The organism is Exiguobacterium sp. s163, assembly GCF_018617135.1.
Classification (GTDB): Bacteria; Bacillota; Bacilli; order Exiguobacteriales; family Exiguobacteriaceae; genus Exiguobacterium; species Exiguobacterium profundum.
The window spans coordinates 69,905-87,792 of record NZ_JACSJN010000004.1 but is presented as its reverse complement, the minus strand read 5'-3'; the positions used below and the strand labels follow the sequence as shown (position 1 = coordinate 87,792).

The window sequence follows — 17,888 nt, the reverse complement described above, 5'->3', positions numbered from 1 at the left end:
AGAAAAGTGAAAAATTGGAGGGACGCATGATGCAAATAAAGAACTATGGACCGGTGACGGCTGTTTGTGCCAACGTAAAGAACGGTCCATTCGAGATGTCGATGTATGTGTATTATATCGACGGGATGCTCATCGATACGGGAACACGCACGATGCTACCCGAACTTCAACCGTTTTATGAGTCGGTTCCAATCGATCTTGTCAGCATCACGCACCCCCATGAAGACCATATCGGAACGGCAGCCTGGCTTGAACGGACATACGGTGTCCCAATTTACATACGAGAATCCGCCAGGGACATGTGCCGGACGGGGCTAGACATCCCAGATTATCGGGCACGCTTTTCAGGAGACCCCGAACCGTTTCACCCGATTGCCTATTATGACAATCAGATCACATCAGAACATCATACTTATCAGGTAATCCATACACCTGGTCATGAACCGAATCACGTCGTCTTATACGACGAGGAGAACGGTCGGCTGTTCTCGGGTGATTTGTTCGTCCATCCTTATCCGAAGGTGATGATTCCGGAGGAGTCGGTACCTGAACAGATTCGTTCTCTCAAACGTGTTCTGAGTCTTAATTTCGAGGAAGTTTATTGCCAACACGCCGGGCATCTCGAACAGGGAAGGGAGCAACTGACCAAAAAGCTCGATTATCTAGAACGTTTGACTGATAACGTGATAACAAAAACTGCAGCGGGCTACAACATTGACGACATCAATGCCCAGCTCTTCCCCGAACCATCGCCGCTCGTCCGAATATCCAAGCGGGATTATGACTCGAGACACATGATTGCAAGCATTCTACGTGAAGTGTACGAACAACTTCGTTGACAGAAGGCGGATCACCTAGTATTCTTAGTACAGGATTAAACGTTTAAACCTTTAAACGGAGTGATGAATATGAAACAACCAGATGCCACACCCGAAGTCTCGTTATCTTTATTTGAAGATGCGATTCCATTGTTCCAAGTATTAGCCGATGTCAATCGTCAACGCATCATCGTCGAGATCGCCAAACATGAACGCTTAAACGTCAATCAGATTGATGAGAAGATTGAGTTGTCTCGACCGGCCATCTCGCATCATCTCAAACTACTTCGACAAGCGGGCATCGTCTCATCAGAGAAAGTCGGGACAGAGAACTTTTACTTCCTGACGCTCGAGAACGCGGTCGGACTGCTGAAGGCACTGACACGAGCGATTGAAGACGAATGTATCTTATAACCTTTCTTTTTGGAAACAGGGAGAAAGGCTTCTTTTTCACCAATGAGTTTAAAAGTTTAAACATATAAACATTATAAGGGGATGAATATGAACCAAAAACAAACGATTGTCATCACAGGAGCATCGAGCGGAATTGGCCGAGCGACGGTCGAACTGTTCAGCAAACGAGGCTGGCATGTCGCCGCTACGATGCGAAGACCTGAAGATCATCAAGAACTGTCTCACCTAAAAGGGGTGTCTCTCTATCAACTAGATGTGACGAACGAGACGAGTATCCGAGAGGCATTTAAACAAATCGTCTCGGATCACGGAACGATGGATGTGTTGTTGAACAATGCTGGATACGGAGCGGTCGGAATTTTCGAGGAAGCCTCTCCCGAACAGATTCAACGGCAATTTGATACGAACGTATTCGGGGTCATGAATGTGATCCGGACAGCACTGCCATACTTCCGTAAACAGCGGAGCGGACGGATCGTGACCGTTTCCTCCGTCGGTGGACAGATCACATTCCCAATTTACAGCTTGTATCACAGTTCAAAATGGGCGATTGAAGGATTCATCGAATCGCTCCAGTTCGAGTTGGCACCTTTCAATATCGACATGAAATTGATTGAGCCGGGACCGATTAAGACAGACTTTTACGGTCGTTCCCAAGAACTCGTCCGTGACCAACCGCTCGATGTATATGATGCTACACAGAGGTTGTGCTCCATAACACGAATGCCGCTGGTGCGAACGCCGAAGGTCCAGACGTTGTCGCTGAGACGATTTGGCGAGCCGCGACCGAACGGAAGAAACGACTCCGTTATCCAGCAGGTAAACAAGCGGGCCTTTTGATTGCCCTCAAGCGTTATCTTCCGAACCGGGTATTCTTCGCGATTGTCCGAGGTGTCGTTGAAAAGAAATAATGAATCATATACTTTTTGTTTTCTATAGAAACTATAGAAAATGAGAAGGATTTTTTATGTCGTTTTGAGAATGATTCAACTCACACAAAATTACCCGATATACCATCTAAGAGGAGGGATTTCATGAAAAAAGTCATGCTAGCACTTTCAACATTCATTCTAGTCATCGGATTGTCTTCAACACCGACAAAATCAGTAGATGCAGCGGTCAAGACATTTAAAAACTGTACAGAGTTAAACAAAACGTATAAAGGTGGTGTAGCCAAGTCAAAGACGACGAAAAATAAAGGTGGTAAGACACGTTACACGCCATATGTAAGTAAAGCACTATATGACGCGAACAAAGCACGTGATCGCGACAAAGATGGAATCGCCTGTGAGAGATAAGAACATGTATATAGCCGCCAATGAGGGCGGCTTTTTATATGGACGTAGACACATATTCGGACGCATAATATTATCATAAGTAATAATGTTATCAAATATGATAATAATGAGGTGAAGATGATGAATCAAGACGTTTTAAAAAGTCTGTTAAACCCGATTCGCATGAAAATTTTTCAGCACGTTCTCATGAAGGAGCAAGTGACGACCGGAGAGTTGGCAAAGTTGCTTCCCGATGTGCCCCAAGCGAGCCTCTATCGCCATATCAACAAGATGGTACATGACGAGATTTTATCTGTCGCAAGTGAGAACAAAGTACGTGGGGTGTATGAAAAAGTGTACGCGATTCAAAACAATCCATTGACCGCTGTCAATCAAGTCGTCGAAGAGGAAGATCGTGAACAACTATATAAAATATGTTACACGTTCGCGATGTCACTGCTCATGGATTTCGGAGACTATTTAAAGCGGGACAAAATCGACCTTCAAGGAGACAAGGTCGGCTTTCGGAGTATCCCACTTTATCTGTCTGATGCCGAGAGTGATCGATTCCTAAGAGGTCTCTACGATCTCTTAGAGGAAGCGCTCGAGCATGAACCGTCCGAAAAACGGAAGTTACGAAAATTCTCGTATGCGTTCATGCCGGTCGAAGAAAAGGAGGAGATGGATGATGTTTAAACAAGAAGAGGTGTTGATTCAAGGAAAAACAACCATTGCTGCCACCATAACGACACCCGATCAGGAACGGTCGTCCTTTCCAGCCATCGTCCTCATCGGAGGGACGGGAGGATTGGAACGTGACGGAAACGGTACCGGCTTCAAGTCAAACTTGTATAAAGACTTAGCAGAATGGCTGACGATACAAGGATTCATCACATTACGCTATGACAAACGGGGGATTGGCAAGAGTGGTGGCAATCGACATAGCGTCGGTCTGACAGGACTCGTTGATGACGTGTCGGCGGTCGTCCGTTATCTGAAATCTCATGAGCATGTCTCACAAGACGTTTTATTGCTCGGCCATAGCGAAGGATGTATCGTCACGACACTCGCAGCAGAACGTGAATCCGTTTCTGGTCTCATCCTGTTGTCTGGTGCCGGTGTCGCCTTGAAGACGAGCATGCAGGAACAGGCGCATGCCTTACTCGATGAAGTGAAACGTACGAAAGGGATCAAGGGTAAACTGCTTCGCTTTAGCTTGAATGAGAAGTCGGTCGTCGGGAAACAACAAAAACTGTTCGAGCGCGTCACAGCAACGGATCAGGATACGATGCGGATCCAGCTGATGAAGTTCCCTGCCAAATGGTTACGGGAGCATCTTGCACACACAGACGTGTCACTTCGGGAACGATTAGTTCGATTGAACATTCCGACGTTCGCACTGACAGGAGATCGGGACGTTCAAACGGCCGTCGAACATCTAGATGAGCTCGATGCACTTCACGTAGAGCATATCGAGGTACAAAAGATTAAGGACATGGACCATATGTTGAAACATTTCGATGGTGAGATGAGTATTTTGGACGTGAAAAAACAATATCGTTCACAACTCAGTGAACCGCTCCATCCTGAGCTTCACCACCAACTTCACGAATGGCTAAAGCGCCACGACTGGGCATCATGACGAACAAGACAGCGGAAACCTCTCCGCTGTCTTGTTTTTATGTATGTAAGAACCGCAGAACGTTTTCCATCGAGAAATGACGGCTCCACTGAACGAAGTGTCCACCTGGTATGGCAATCAATTGTACAGAGGGGTGAAGGTGTCGTTCCGCTCGTTTGACATGATGGAGCGTTCGCTTCGCCTCCTTCAAATCAATCCCCGTGAAATCCGCATAATACAGGTGCGTCGGGACTTGGACGCGTCGTAGCAAGTCCTTAAAATCCAATCCATCATAACCAAACAACAAATGTAAGCCACCGGTCGAAAGACGGGCCGATTGCTCGACAGCAGAACGAATCGATGACGTCGGCTCGACTCCAATCCGTTGACAGAACAGTTGGAACTGTTCTTCGGAAAAGACAGAGACACGTTGGCTCGCCTGCGTTTCGATCCAATTCAAGAAGCTCAGTGGTACGTTGTGATACAGCAGTCGCAAAAGCGGCAAAGCGAATCCGAAGATGCCATATTCACGAAACGGAATCATGGCATTCGGCTTATGTCCTTGGTCGAGGAGAATCAAACGTCTGACCTGGTCTGGGTAATGGACCGCATACGCCAGGGCGATGGCACCCCCCATCGAGTGTCCGATCAAACGAATGGACTCCAGTTGTCGTGAAGTTCGGTATGCTTCGATCCAGTCCGCGAGTATTTTTGAAGTCGCATATGTATGTAGTCCCTCACTCTCACCAAACCCAGGTAGATCTAACAGGTGAACTTCGAAATCGTTATGTAATGCTTCGGCAAATAATTGGCCTTGTGACCCAGTGAATCCCCCACCGGGAAGAAAAAGAACCGGTTCACCTCGACCATGGACGGTTGCATGGAACTGTCTCACGTCATCTCTCCTTTATATAGAGTGGCTTTTATTCAAGTATAAAGATTGCTGGGAGTCAATTGAAGAAAAATCGCCATGTTTTTCAGGAGGCTCCCGACCAAATGTGGGTATATCATAGTGACAGGCAGATTACTGTCATCACACATCGTATACGTTCTGACCTTTAAAGGAGGAATGAGGAATGAAGCTTTCAGGGAAAACGGCAATCGTCACTGGCGCAGGTTCAGGCATGGGGCGGGCCATCGCCAAACTGTTTGCGAAGGAAGGCGCACGGGTCGTCGCCTTCGACTTGAATGAAGATGCTGTGCAGGCGGTGGTTGATGAAATCAAAGCAGCGGGTGGGGAAGTTCTTGGCATTGCTGGTAACGTGACGAATCAAACGGATATCGACAACCTCGTCGGTACGGCGAAAGACACGTTCGGATCGGTCGACATTCTCGTCAATAACGCGGGAATCATGGACAACTTCCTGACGGTGGGCGAAGTGACAGATGAACTATGGGACAAAGTCCTTGGCGTCAATTTGACCGGACCGATGAAACTAGCACGTGCCGCCATCCAAGTGATGGAGAAACAGGATCGTGGTGGCGTCATCATCAACAATGCATCCGTCGGAGGATTGTTCGGCACTCGCGGTGGTGCGGCGTATGTCGCATCGAAACATGCGTTAATCGGATTGACGAAGAACATCGCGGCGACCCATGGCACGCTCGGTAAGATTCGATCCAACGCCATCGCACCGGGTGGGGTCAATACGAATATCGGGTCAACGATCACGGCACCGAGCGAACTCGGGATGCGTGCCATCCAAGGTGCGGGGGAAGCGCCGATGGGTGAGCCCGAACAAATCGCGAACGTCGCCCTCTTTTTAGCATCGGATGATTCGAGCTTCGTGAATGGTGATGTTTTGAAGGCAGATGGTGGATGGACCGCAAGATAAAGGAAAAGAGCCGAAATTACTCGGCTCTTTTCCTTTGGTATTGTTTTCGATAGGCGAGCGGGGTGATCGAATGATGTGCTTTGAATGTCTGTACGAAGTGACTGACGCTTGAGTAGCTCAGGCGATTGGCGATGTCAGCAACCGATTCAATCGAATCCATTAATAGAGTTGCGGCCCGGTCCATCCTTTTAACTTGGACATACGCAAGTGGAGAGGTGTTCCCGAACGTAGTAAACAACCGACAACATTCACTGCGACTTACATTACCCGCAGTCGCGATTCGAGCTAACGTGGGCTTATATTCTAGATGAGACTCGATATAAGCGAGCATCAGACGAAGGCTCTCCCGTTTGTTCTCATTCTTCATCACTTCACCCTCTTGCTGAATCCAGTAGCGCCAGATGACCGTACACTGCAGTGTCGCATCCATCAATGCGAGTGGACCGTCCGCAGATAAATGTTGAACGGCCCGTTCAATCGTCTGAATAATAGATTGATGACCTCGTTCCGGTTTTATCATATGTATGGACTTTTCAGTATTTAGATATGGCGTCACATATCGCTTCGCCAACTCGGGATGGAACAAAGCAGTCGGATCAAACTCGAGTAACCTCATCGGTGACGCTTCCTCGATTTTCTCAACCACGAGACTTTGTCCTCGTGCCAAGAGAACGGCTTCTCTCGAATGAAGGGTGAGGCTTACTCCATTCACTCGAATCACGGACGTCCCAGACTCGCAAAAAAGAATAGTAAAATGATCAGTCACCTTTAATGTCAATGCTCCGTGACGAATCATCTCGATACTCTTCAAAAGCGCCATCCTCCTCGTTTTGAAAATTTCCCGACATTTCATTTCGATTGTTCACGGAGAAACACTTTGAAATGAGCATGAACTGGGACGAATCTGACATTTTTAATCATCGTTCATTAAAAGATACAATCGAGTTTCTTCTATAATAAGAGTTTAAAAAATCAGCCAACCGGTAAACGCAGCATGCACGAGAATCGCGACAGGTACCCCAATCCGAAATTTCGGCTTCAATGTCTTATGTCGAAAGACACGCATCGCCACATAAGCACCGAACGCCCCACCAATCCATGCCATCGTCAACAACGTCCGCTCCGAAATACGCCAAGCTCCGACGCGAGACCGTCGTTTATCGACAAAATATGACACAAACGATAGTAAATTAGTCACAATGTAATATAGCAGTAATAGTTCCAAAGACCAAAACCTCCTTATTTCTCTCCTTATTATATCTTAGAATGGCTCTAGAAAGCCGTTCTTATGGATTAAAACAATTTTCTGAATCCTCTCATCCCCATGAATTGTTCTGTAAATGAACTGATAACACTCTCATATCGTCCTGTAATCGCTGTGAAATATACAGGTGTTACAGTAAGGGGGCGTTAGAAAAGGGAGGAATATTCTTATGAAAAAACCACTATTGACACTAACGGCACTCGCTGGCCTTAGTTTAGGAGTCGCTGCTCCAGCTTCGGCAGCATCAACACACACAGTTCAGTCTGGAGATACACTCTATCGTATCGCCGTGAACAACAACGTCTCTGTAAATGACATCAAACAAGCGAACGGCTTAAACTCAAATATGATTTATCCGAACCAAGTCTTGAAACTTGGAAAGGCAGAAGCGAAATCACAAGCTTCTACTGTATCTAAAACGTATACAGTTAAATCAGGTGATACACTTTATCGTATCGCATTGAACCACGGGGTCTCTGTCAATCAATTGATGACTTGGAACGGTCTTGATTCAGATCTTATTTTCCCTGGACAAGAGTTCGCCGTGAAAGGTGCAGCCGCTGCATCTGTAGCGAATGATGCGAAGACAACAACACCGAAGACATCGACATCAGCACCAGTTACGAAAACTGCATCGTCTACAACGCAAACCCAAGCTCCGGCTTCAGGTCAGACAATGACAGTGGAAGCAACAGCTTATACACCATATTGTGCAGGATGTTCTGGTATCACAGCGACAGGAATCGACGTTCGTTCGAACCCGAACCAAAAAGTCATCGCGGTTGACCCTTCTGTCATTCCGCTCGGCTCTAAAGTATGGGTTGAAGGATACGGAGAAGCCATCGCAGGAGACACTGGTGGTGCCATCAAAGGAAATAAAATCGATATCTTGATGCCGACACAAGAGCAAGCACTTGCTTTCGGTCGCCAATCAATCACAATCAAAGTCTTGAACTAATTCAAGCTGATTAAAGACACTGCCATCGGGCGGTGTCTTTTTTTGTCTATATCTTCTCCCAAGGATTCTTCACTTTCGTCAGTCCGAGTCGCTTCGCGAGTGGTTTAATCGTCAATCCATGTAGGGCGACAGAGGTTACGACTAAACCGAGTGTGATTGGCAACATCCGTTCCGCATCTTCAATTCCCAGTTCGGCAATCTCTTGTGCAAAGAAACCGGTCACCGTCATCGCAACAATACCTCGAGGGGCAATCCAGCTGATGAGTGCCCGTTCTTGCGCGGATAGTGGAGAACCGAGGAGCGACGTCTGCACCGAGATCGGTCGGACAAAAAATAAGATTCCGAGAATCGACAAGAGGAGAGGCCAGTCGAAAATGGCGAGTAAACTATCACGTGTCAAACTTGCCGTCAGAATGATGAAGACTGTCGAAACCAGTAAAATCGAAATGTTCTCTTTAAACTCACGAAGCTGTTTCAGAATATGCATATGTCCATGCTTTGAATTTGCATCCCTGCAACCGTCATAATCAAGAAGGCTGGGAAGTCAAAACGCCAAGCGAGTCACTGCGAAAGTGCACCGATGAGGACAAGTAAGCTGAACCCAATCATCATGTCTTCCATAAGCTTCCCCCGTTTCTTCACTTCTTCATTAATGTATACCCAAATCAGGAAAAACATTTGCTAAGATAGTCTGATTTCGGGTAAAAATTGAAAAAAGGGAGGGATACCATGGAAGTGACTATCGGACTCATTATCGTCATCATGACTTGGCTCATCTTATTGCTTAACCTCACGTTTGCAATCACCATTATCTTTTTTGAAAGGCGTGACATTGGAACGACTTGGGCGTGGTTACTCGTCCTCTTCTTCTTGCCTCTCATCGGATTCTTCGTCTACATCTTCTTCGGTCGATTGATCAAATCTCAAAACTTTTATGAAGTCGAAGAAGAGAAACGTGAAGCGTATCATCATCATGTGGCGGAGCAACTTGACCAATCGGACCAATCCATGGCACCGTTCAATCATCCACTTCTATTGAAGCACCGACGACTCGCACGATTGAATCTCGTATCGACGAATGCGATGATGTCTTTCCAGAACGATATCGACGTCCTTCACGACGGAAAAGAGAAGTTTGATCTACTGTTTAGAGATATTGAACAGGCGACGAAAGAAGTGAACATTCAGTATTACATCATCCAAAACGATGCGCTGGGTCAATCGTTAATTCGCTTATTGACCGAAAAGGCAAAACAAGGATTACGTGTCCGACTCCTCTACGATGCGGTAGGCTCGAGGGGACTGAGGCACAAACACTTTAAGGACCTGCTGGCCCACGGTGGGAAAGTCAAATCGTTCTTTCCGTCCAAACTCGGCATCAACTTCCGCGTCAACAATCGAAATCACCGAAAGCTCTGCGTCGTTGACGGAGAACTTGGTTATATCGGCGGCTTCAACGTCGGGGATGAGTATCTTGGAAAGGATGAGCATTTCGGTTATTGGCGAGATGTTCACTTACGAATTTCAGGCGACGCCGTTAAGGAATTGCTCGAACGATTCATCCTGGATTGGAATCGCTCTGTCCCGACACGAACGAAGGCACAGAAAGACGACTTTGTTTGGCCAATCGAAGGAATTGCTCGTCATGCGTCCCCGGTTCAAATCGTGACATCGGGTCCAAACTCGTCGACGGAGCATTTAAAGAATATGCTCGTCAAAATGATCACCCAGTCGAAAGAATGTATCTATATCCAGACTCCCTACTTCATCCCGGATGCAAGTTTCCTTGATGCCTGTCGAATCGCCCTGATGGCGGGTACTAAGATCAAACTGATGATCCCGAACAAGCCCGACCATATGTTTGTCTACTGGGCGACCTATGCGAACGCTGCGGAGCTCGTACGTTACGGGGCAGAAGTGTTCACGTATGAGGAAGGATTCCTTCATGCGAAAACGCTCGTCATTGACGGAGAAGTCGCATCAATTGGGACGACGAACATCGACGCCCGAAGTTTCCGCCTCAACTTTGAAATTTCAGCGCTTGTCTTCGACAAAGCCATCGCTCAGTCCGTCATCGATGCGTTCGAGCGAGACGAGGCACGCGCTGAGCGGCTAACAATCGAACGATATGAATCGAGGACACGTTGGATTCGCTTCAAAGAGAGCGTGTCCCGCCTTCTCAGTCCAATTTTATAATGAAAAACATCCGGTCAGAAGGAACTCCTCTGCCGGATGTTTTTTAGCGTTTATTAACTTGTTCAACGAGTCGTTCGAATGAATCACTGATTGCTTGTGGCGCTTCCTTGTCCCCATACTCTGCGGCCTCTAACCAATCTGCATAAAGCCTGTGGTCCGTGAACTCGATTCGCTGCAACCAATCAGCCACCGTCTCTTCCCGAAGACGTGGGTGCTGCTGTTCTAACTTTCGTCCCGTCTCAAGAAGGCGAATCTGGCGAGGCGAGCGGACAATCCGCTTATCTGAGAGTGTCGGGTGGTGAATACTCCTAGGAATCATTCCATCTTCCTGGATGTCTTTTCGCTTCTGCAGATAGAAGAACAATCCTACTCCAAGAAGCAAGATCATTACAAACACTCCGATATAGAACAGCGAGTTATTCGATGCGGACGCGAGCAATGTCTCTTGCGCCACTGTCTCCGCATCTAGGTTCGGGTTATTCGGTACGAGGAAGCGGTTTACGCGATCATTCGGGTCGAGTACGATTCCATCAAACCAGCTCCCAATCCACAAAAAGAATGGAGTGATCCAGGCGACGACATTACCAAACAATAGCTCTTTAATCGTACGAATGATGAGAGAGACAATCAGCCCGATGCCTAGGCCGACGGTCAACATCGTCACCATCCGCTTGTAGTCGCGACGGTAATACAGGTTTCGTTGCCAAATCAAAAAGATGAACGGAAAGAGCACCATCGCGAGCGATTGCGATGCCGGGGGGAATAACCAGTCCGCCACCAAAAACAATACGCTCGCCATCGCGTAACGGTCCGTCCAATCCAACGTCCGAATGAATGCATGAACGTATGTGAATATCAAAAGCATGATGCTCATCTCATAAGAGAAATAAAGGGCACCGACGCTCATGATCGTCTGCACAATCAGTTGTGTATTCCGAGGGAGACGAAGTGTCAATAAGAAGAGCAATGGAAACACGTGCCCGATGTAAAATGCTGCGAAGACCCACCATAACCATCTCATTGACCGTCACCCCCCAAGCGGAGAATCGACTGATTCCCACTGTATTTGGCGACCTTTCGTTCAAACAAGGAGCGAGCAAGCGGAAAATCACTCTCGGACAGACAAGCGAACGTCGTCATAATCTTCCGAAAATGTACCTCACCACTTCCCGGTTGAAGGTCATACGTGATTCCATCCTTCGTAAGCGTCGGGACAATCAGACCGTAACTCGCATTTTCTTTCTCGAAATCACGGCATAATGCGGCAGCTTGCGAGATGAGGCGCTCCATCTGATAGGTGAGGGCACGCCCATCCTTCGTCAACAAGTCGAGGACGATGACATATTCATTTGCTTGTACCGGTTGCTCGGTACGGGCCAGCAGTTCGCCCGTCTTCGCATAGGCAGACCAATATAGCTGTCGCATCGGTTGCCCGTGATATGGGGTGACCGACTGGAACGTCTCCGGGTCACGATAGGCACTATGACGGACCATCTCCTCACCCGGGAGAGTAGGGGGACGTTTCGGGATCGGATAGGGCGAAAACTCAGGGAAGACGTAGCCGATGCGCGGGAGTGAGTCCTCTTTATAGAGCGAGAACATGCGCAACGGATCCCGGATTTCCATCCCGATGGCTTCAAGGCGGATTGGACCACGTTTCTTCGCATAGAGTGGGATTGTGAAGTCCACGGTCGCATTCGTCTCGACAAAGTTCTCCTGACGCCAAAACGCATGTCCCTCTGATTCCACGGTCGGATGCAAATAGCCGGATAGGCGGACAACGCCAAGCGGCACTTTTGCCGTCGACACGAGCTTTAAAACATAGACGGCCTCGTCGTTCGGAAAGAGTTTCATCTCTTCTGTGAGGTCGACATGGATTTGTTCTGCCAATCGAAACATGAAAGATGGCATGACCAGTGCATAGAGACTAAAACCGATCAATAGACTCGCAATCAAGACGTTTCCATAAAGTGCCGTGAAGACCCCGACGACGAACAGGAGCCACATATAGCCGGACTCGAGATAGCGTGGGCTGACTAACTGCATCTTACACCTCTGAAGGGACCGGGATGGTCTCGAGTACAGATTTGATCAACTTTGACGGCTTCGTCTTCAGCGACGCTTCGACCGTCAAGACGATTCGATGCCCTAAAATCGGAAGCGCGAGTGCCCGAATATCTTCTGGTGAGACATAGTCGCGTCCTTCCATATAGGCATGAGCCCGAGCTGCCATCGTATACGCGAGCGTCGCACGTGGACTTGGTCCAACCTCGATGTCACGATGATGACGAAGTGACTCCATCAAATCCAGTAAGTAATCTTCCATCGCCTCGTGGAATCGGACATCTCGTACCTCTTGCTGCATCTTTAACAATTCGTCCTGTTGCAGAGAGAAGGATTCTGAAGCGAGATGCTCATTGCGAATCAGTCGTCGTTCGGAATCCCGTGAGAGGGGAGCAAGTGTCAATTTGAATAAGAAACGGTCCAATTGAGCCTGCGGGAGCGGGAACGTCCCTTGCCCGTCGAACGGGTTTTGTGTAGCAATCATAAAGAATGGTTCCGGTAACTTGAGCGACACTTCCCCGAGTGTCACTTGACGTTCCTGCATCGCCTCGAGCAACGCTGATTGTGTACGTGGTGTCGTCCGGTTGATCTCATCGACAAGTAGAATCGACGTGAAAATCGGACCCGTCCGGCGTTCGAACGCCCCGGTCGTCGGATTGAACAACTCCATTCCTAATATGTCACTCGGCAATGTATCCGGAGTACATTGTACACGCTGGAATGTCGCCGAGATGGAGCTTGCTAAACTACGGGCGAGTGTAGTTTTGCCTGTGCCGGGACGGTCCTCGAGTAAAACGTGACCTCCCGAGAGTAGCGCAATCGAAGCGAGCTTGATGGCTTTCGATTGACCAATGACTTGATCATTCAAATGTGAAACCCATGGATGGTTCATTCAAAATCCCCCTATATTTTTCTGATAATTAAGAAAATCATAGCATAATCGGTTCAGGAGATGTATCAAAAATCAAATTCACTAAAAAAGACCGACCGGCATAAGCCAGTCAGTCAACGTTTCGGAGTATCTAAATATCGTTCAAAATGACGTTCGAGCCATTCTTGGAAGAAGGACATGAACGTACAGATTGCCCAGTAGATCAACGCCACGACGATATACACTGTCATGTAGTCGAACTCCCGACCACCGACGATCTTGGCCTTGTTGAAGATCTCAGGTACCGTGATCATCGCGGCGAGCGAACTGGCTTTAATCAAATCGAGAAAAACGTTCGAGAGCGGCGGAAGGGCGATCCGTGTCGCCTGTGGTAAGACGACCCCCTTCAATGTTAGCCATTTCCCCATCCCGAGTGAACGAGCCGCCTCCACCTGTCCGTCATCGACCGCACGAATCGAGGAGCGGATGATCTCAGCGATATAGGCGGCGGAATTCAAACTGAATCCGAGAATGGCTGCCGTCAAAGCGGCGAACTCGATCCCGATGAACGGGAATCCCGAATAGAGGATGAACAGAATGATCAAGATGGGTACGCCACGCATGAACGAGATATAGAAAGTTGACGGGTATCGAAGGAGTCGTGTCGGAGACAACTTCCCGAGCGCCAACAAAAGACCGAGCAAGAGACCAAAAAACATACTGACGAACGAAATCCAAAGCGTATTCGGTAATCCACCCAATAGATAAGGAAATGATTGAATCGCCAGGTCTACGTCAAAGATGGCGTCCCATTTAATATCTGAGAACGTCATGCCGTCATTACTTCGTTTCGACGATTGTTGCGTCTACGTCTGGTTCTACCGAAACATCCGCGCCATTGTAGAATTGCTCAGATAGTTTCTTGACCGTACCATCTTCAAGCATCTTATCTAGTACACGGTCGATATTCTCCTGGAGCTCGTCATTTTCTTTGTCCATCAAGAAAGCGACTTCTTGTGGGTTATAGGCGATATCCGGGTGAATCGTGATATCAAACTCAGGGAAGAAGGCAAGGGCCAACGTCTGAAGGTAATAGTCATTCAAGATGACATCGGTCCGTCCTGTTGAAACGTCGCGCAAGTACTGATCGTTCGTCGCGTTGTCATAGATGACTTCTTCTGCACCATATTCTCGAGCCACGTCCATGAAGACAGTCGTCGCCTCACCAGCGGCTTTCTTACCTTTCAAATCCTCGAGTGATTCGATTCCAGAGAGGTCGCTCTTGCGAACGATGGCCGTCCCGTACGTGTATTTATACGGTTTTGAGAAGGCAAACTTCTCTTTACGGTCTTCTGTTACCGAGATATCATTCGCTGCCACGTCGATTTGACCGTTCTGTACACTCGTCAACATGTTGTCAAATGCCGTTTCTTTGAATTCGATCTCGAGGTCAAGACGCTTGGCGACTTCTTTCATGAGTTCGACATCAAATCCTGTCAACGTGTCACTCTCTTCTTCACGGAAAGAAGCGGGGTAGAGGGTACCGGCCGTACCGACCGTCAATGTGCCTTCTTCTTGAATCTCTTCCCAGCGTGTCGTATCTGCTTGATCCGTGCTATCATCACCACAAGCAGCAAGTGGGATTGCTAAAAATAAAGTTGCTGCCAAACCTTTAGTCGTTCGTTTCACAAGAATTCCTCCTTAGATGGTTCATCTGTCTAAAAATAGCATGACTTGAGCGGTCTAGCAACTGTGAAGCATGTATTAAACAGGTGAATTTAAAATTTGAAACGTTTATTCATAAAGCGTTATCATTCCTATGAATGCTAAATTCACACGAATGATACAGAAGTAAAAATTAAGTGAGACAGAATCGATATTGAGGAGGCAGAGCGTATGAGTTTGATTCAAATCATTGCCTTAGATGAGGCGCATATTCATATTGTAAACGATGCAAATGATCCTTTTCCGATCATCGGACGAATCATGCCAAGTTATATGGATGGAAAATGGACATATGTCGAAGAATTAGATGAAGAAGTCAGAGAGATAACATTTCCGGACGATCGATTAGACTGGAAACAATATATCGAACATGACAGTCGCATCCTGTTTTTAGCGATGGATGCAGATGAATGTGTCGGACAAATCCGACTCGTGAAGGATTGGAATCGATTTGCATACATTGAAAATATCGCGGTCCGTCAAACACATCGTAAGCGTGGAATCGGAAAACTGTTGCTTGAAACAGCCGAACAGTGGGCAAAAGAAAAACAGCTGATCGGCTTATCGCTTGAAGCGCAGAACGATAACTTGATTGCATGTCGCTTTTATAGAAAAGAGGGATTTCAACTCGGAGGCGTCGACACGATCAAACAATACGCGAATCCACAAATCGAGTTGACCTTGTATTGGTACAAGATTTTTAAGGAATAGGGAGCTTTAAAATAGAGAAAAAATTGCTCTATTTTTTATTAGTTTACATAACATATATTATCAGTAAAAATAATATCTCATCTCATTATATTAGTATACTTATGATAGTGAGATGAGATTTGAATTTAAGACGTATGCGTATACCGGATCAATGTGACGCCATGTTCTGGTTCGAATTCGGCACTCGGTTCAAATCCAAGTTTCGTATACAGACGCTTCGCCGGTCCGTTATGCTTGCCCGTATGCACGTAAATCAACTTTCCTTTGTGAATGCTCAATATGTGTTCGAGTAACGTCGTCGCCAGTCTCGCCCGAAAGTATGTCGGGTCGATACATAGTTTCGTGATTTCAACAGTTTTCTCAGATGCTTCCACCGTGACAAACCCAATCAACCGCTCCTCGATATATAAGCCATAACTCGTGCCTGGTAAGTTTTGAATGACATCAATCGTCTCATAGCGCGCTGGGATTTCGTCAAACCCGAGCAGTTCCGCTTCGACAGCATAAGCGTTACGTTGAATCTCGAGCATCTGTTGGGCTTGCTCAAATTGATGAATGGCAACTTCTTTCAGCTGCATGGTGCAACCCTCCCGTTAACGGATAAACTTTCTCGCCTGCTTCCGTTTCGCCCGTTTCAACGCCAAATAGAGCCGGTGTGTCCCTTTGAGTGGCGGACCGTGCCCTACGAAAGTAAGGAGTGGTGACAAGTCCACTAGCCGCTCCGCACTCTCGACGGCAACGGACCGATTCCATGTCGCGAGTCCTGGTAATGGGAATAACGGCCGAACATCTCCCGCTACCGCTGCCCCTCCCTGAGTTTGAAAAGCGTCACCTGCAAATAATACCCGATTTACCTCGTCATAGTACGCAATTGACCCTGGTGTATGACCCGCTGCATCGAGGGCACGTAAACCGAATAACCGCTCACCAATATCTAGTACCGCATCCGGTGTAGAACGAATCGTCGGCAAAGAACCACGAATCTTGTTCTGCTCTTCTTCCTCTAGCGACCGATCTCCCGATAAGAGGCGGGCATCACGTCGGGAGATGAAGAGTTCAGCGAGCGGATGCTCTGCTTTGATGGTGTCCACCCCACCGACATGATCCCCATGAGCATGCGTTAACAATATCGCGAGGAGTGGCTTGTCTAGCTCGGCGATATACGATAGGATATCGGTCGCGTTCCGCTCCAGCGCCGTGTCGATCAAGACGAGTCCGAGCTCATGCTCAAACAGTTGAACGTTGATTGGCAGTACGGGAGCGTAAAAGGTCAGTTGATGGATATGTCCATATCGTCTTACTTGCATCATTGAGCCTCCTAGTCGAATAAAGTGGTCCAGTCTTCTTCTTGCCAATGCGCGTCAAAGCACATATGAATCTGTTCGATCGTATTTCGGGCAAGGGAGAGCTCAGGTAAATCGTCTCGTTCAAAGAAACCGACGTCACTCGTCTCCACGCCGGCGCTCCCCTCCCCGTCACCAATCAGTGCACACTCGATGAAAAGTTTGTAATAATGCTCCGAGAGAGGTGGGTGTGGATGTTCATGCATATCGAACAAGGCGAGCAACCGTACTGGAATCACATCCAGGCCAGCCTCTTCCTCTACTTCTTTGATGATATTCGAAGCAGGAGAGCGATTCACTTCACAGAAGCCACCGGGTAAGGTCCACAACCCATCTGACCGCTCCTTCACGAGCAGGATTCGATCATCTTTGAAGATGACGCCTCGCACATCAAGTTTCGGTGTCGGATAACCGTCCACATGAACGAGTTGTGAGATGGCCTCGTCCGATAAGTCCGAGTGCCGTTCATACATCTCTCTTGCGATTTCTTGTAACTCTTGGTACCGTTCTCGGTCATATTGATCACGCGTGAACGTCAGACCGGCCTGAGACAGCGCCTGAATTCGTTTCGCCCATGTCAGCCATTGAGACATATAGATCCCCCTATCTTTTGTCCTACATGTCTTTTTCGGCAAATCGATGCATTCTTCCTTTTCAGAACCCACATTCTCTGATGTCAGCTTTCCATCACGTATACGAATAACAATTGGTCGAGATGCACACGCGGCACCATCGACGACAACAACGCGATCTTGAGACATGGCTACGACAAAAAGACCTGTGAACGGCGA

The 17,888-nt window shown here is 47.7% G+C and carries 22 protein-coding genes; 10 read left to right on the top strand and 12 right to left on the bottom strand.

The window, feature by feature from the left end:
• Positions 1–29 precede the first annotated feature (29 nt).
• The 6 genes from KNO71_RS11395 to KNO71_RS11370 all read left to right on the top strand — a co-directional run bounded on the left by KNO71_RS11395 (position 30) and on the right by KNO71_RS11370 (position 4,151).
• Entirely contained in the window at positions 30–839 is an 810-nt protein-coding gene (locus tag KNO71_RS11395; RefSeq protein ID WP_251031982.1) for an MBL fold metallo-hydrolase, read from the top strand.
• A 69-nt stretch (positions 840–908) separates the two neighbouring features.
• Positions 909–1,232: an ArsR/SmtB family transcription factor gene (locus KNO71_RS11390; RefSeq protein WP_074037016.1), complete on the top strand. Its 324-nt coding sequence runs from the start codon at positions 909–911 to the stop codon at positions 1,230–1,232.
• 87 nt (positions 1,233–1,319) lie between these two features.
• The gene (locus KNO71_RS11385; RefSeq protein ID WP_251031981.1) at positions 1,320–2,072 is read left to right on the top strand and encodes an SDR family oxidoreductase; all 753 of its coding nucleotides are present in this window, start codon (positions 1,320–1,322) and stop codon (positions 2,070–2,072) included.
• Between the two features lie 194 nt (positions 2,073–2,266).
• Positions 2,267–2,530 (top strand): excalibur calcium-binding domain-containing protein, encoded by a 264-nt coding sequence (locus KNO71_RS11380; protein WP_159562307.1) that lies wholly within the window; start codon positions 2,267–2,269, stop codon positions 2,528–2,530.
• A 120-nt stretch (positions 2,531–2,650) separates the two neighbouring features.
• A complete protein-coding gene (locus KNO71_RS11375; protein ID WP_214688713.1) occupies positions 2,651–3,205 on the top strand; it encodes a helix-turn-helix domain-containing protein in 555 nt (184 codons plus the stop codon).
• Positions 3,198–4,151, top strand: a complete 954-nt coding sequence (locus KNO71_RS11370; RefSeq protein WP_214688711.1) for an alpha/beta hydrolase — start codon at positions 3,198–3,200, stop codon at positions 4,149–4,151. The genes KNO71_RS11375 and KNO71_RS11370 overlap by 8 nt, the downstream gene beginning before the upstream one ends.
• 37 nt (positions 4,152–4,188) lie before the next feature.
• Here the strand turns inward: KNO71_RS11370 and KNO71_RS11365 are convergent, their stop codons facing one another.
• Entirely contained in the window at positions 4,189–5,025 is an 837-nt protein-coding gene (locus tag KNO71_RS11365; RefSeq protein WP_214684269.1) for an alpha/beta hydrolase, read from the bottom strand.
• A 181-nt stretch (positions 5,026–5,206) separates the two neighbouring features.
• Here KNO71_RS11365 and KNO71_RS11360 point away from each other — a divergent pair, with 181 nt between their 5' ends.
• Entirely contained in the window at positions 5,207–5,965 is a 759-nt protein-coding gene (locus KNO71_RS11360) for a glucose 1-dehydrogenase (protein WP_214688710.1), read from the top strand.
• Between the two features lie 16 nt (positions 5,966–5,981).
• On the opposite strand, the gene KNO71_RS11355 is transcribed toward KNO71_RS11360, so the two are convergent.
• Together KNO71_RS11355 and KNO71_RS11350 are read right to left on the bottom strand one after the other, a co-directional pair.
• Positions 5,982–6,785, bottom strand: coding sequence for a helix-turn-helix transcriptional regulator (locus KNO71_RS11355; protein ID WP_214684267.1), 804 nt, complete (start codon positions 6,783–6,785; stop codon positions 5,982–5,984).
• Positions 6,786–6,929: 144 nt separating this feature from the next.
• On the bottom strand, positions 6,930–7,190 hold the full coding sequence (locus KNO71_RS11350; protein ID WP_214684266.1) for a DUF1294 domain-containing protein: 261 nt from the start codon (positions 7,188–7,190) through the stop codon (positions 6,930–6,932).
• 208 nt (positions 7,191–7,398) lie between these two features.
• On the opposite strand from KNO71_RS11350, the gene KNO71_RS11345 reads away from it, so the two are divergent.
• Positions 7,399–8,187, top strand: a complete 789-nt coding sequence (locus KNO71_RS11345; protein ID WP_214688708.1) for a LysM peptidoglycan-binding and 3D domain-containing protein — start codon at positions 7,399–7,401, stop codon at positions 8,185–8,187.
• 46 nt (positions 8,188–8,233) lie between these two features.
• On the opposite strand, the gene KNO71_RS11340 is transcribed toward KNO71_RS11345, so the two are convergent.
• Positions 8,234–8,674, bottom strand: coding sequence for a cation:proton antiporter domain-containing protein (locus KNO71_RS11340; RefSeq protein WP_078146920.1), 441 nt, complete (start codon positions 8,672–8,674; stop codon positions 8,234–8,236).
• A 242-nt stretch (positions 8,675–8,916) separates the two neighbouring features.
• Between KNO71_RS11340 and cls the strand changes: the two genes are divergently transcribed.
• Positions 8,917–10,383: a cardiolipin synthase gene (gene cls / locus KNO71_RS11335; protein ID WP_214688706.1), complete on the top strand. Its 1,467-nt coding sequence runs from the start codon at positions 8,917–8,919 to the stop codon at positions 10,381–10,383.
• Between the two features lie 43 nt (positions 10,384–10,426).
• Here the strand turns inward: cls and KNO71_RS11330 are convergent, their stop codons facing one another.
• The 5 genes from KNO71_RS11330 to KNO71_RS11310 all read right to left on the bottom strand — a co-directional run bounded on the left by KNO71_RS11330 (position 10,427) and on the right by KNO71_RS11310 (position 15,007).
• Entirely contained in the window at positions 10,427–11,404 is a 978-nt protein-coding gene (locus KNO71_RS11330; RefSeq protein ID WP_214684264.1) for a hypothetical protein, read from the bottom strand.
• Positions 11,401–12,429, bottom strand: coding sequence for a DUF58 domain-containing protein (locus KNO71_RS11325; protein ID WP_078146923.1), 1,029 nt, complete (start codon positions 12,427–12,429; stop codon positions 11,401–11,403). Before KNO71_RS11325 ends, KNO71_RS11330 begins: the two co-directional genes overlap by 4 nt.
• A 1-nt stretch (position 12,430) precedes the next feature.
• Entirely contained in the window at positions 12,431–13,339 is a 909-nt protein-coding gene (locus KNO71_RS11320) for an AAA family ATPase (RefSeq protein ID WP_012726321.1), read from the bottom strand.
• A gap of 113 nt (positions 13,340–13,452) precedes the next feature.
• Entirely contained in the window at positions 13,453–14,151 is a 699-nt protein-coding gene (locus tag KNO71_RS11315; protein ID WP_031423690.1) for an amino acid ABC transporter permease, read from the bottom strand.
• A gap of 7 nt (positions 14,152–14,158) precedes the next feature.
• The gene (locus KNO71_RS11310; RefSeq protein ID WP_214684263.1) at positions 14,159–15,007 is read right to left on the bottom strand and encodes a transporter substrate-binding domain-containing protein; all 849 of its coding nucleotides are present in this window, start codon (positions 15,005–15,007) and stop codon (positions 14,159–14,161) included.
• Between the two features lie 207 nt (positions 15,008–15,214).
• Here KNO71_RS11310 and KNO71_RS11305 point away from each other — a divergent pair, with 207 nt between their 5' ends.
• Positions 15,215–15,754, top strand: coding sequence for a GNAT family N-acetyltransferase (locus KNO71_RS11305; protein WP_214684262.1), 540 nt, complete (start codon positions 15,215–15,217; stop codon positions 15,752–15,754).
• A gap of 125 nt (positions 15,755–15,879) precedes the next feature.
• Here KNO71_RS11305 and KNO71_RS11300 read toward each other — a convergent pair whose 3' ends face one another.
• From KNO71_RS11300 to KNO71_RS11290, 3 genes are read right to left on the bottom strand one after another with little or no spacing between them, the layout of a single operon-like run.
• Complete coding sequence (locus tag KNO71_RS11300) at positions 15,880–16,332, bottom strand: GNAT family N-acetyltransferase (protein ID WP_012726325.1); 453 nt, start codon at positions 16,330–16,332, stop codon at positions 15,880–15,882.
• Between the two features lie 15 nt (positions 16,333–16,347).
• Positions 16,348–17,061 (bottom strand): MBL fold metallo-hydrolase, encoded by a 714-nt coding sequence (locus KNO71_RS11295; RefSeq protein WP_214688703.1) that lies wholly within the window; start codon positions 17,059–17,061, stop codon positions 16,348–16,350.
• 11 nt (positions 17,062–17,072) lie between these two features.
• Entirely contained in the window at positions 17,073–17,690 is a 618-nt protein-coding gene (locus tag KNO71_RS11290) for an NUDIX hydrolase (RefSeq protein WP_078146927.1), read from the bottom strand.
• Positions 17,691–17,888: the final 198 nt, after the last annotated feature.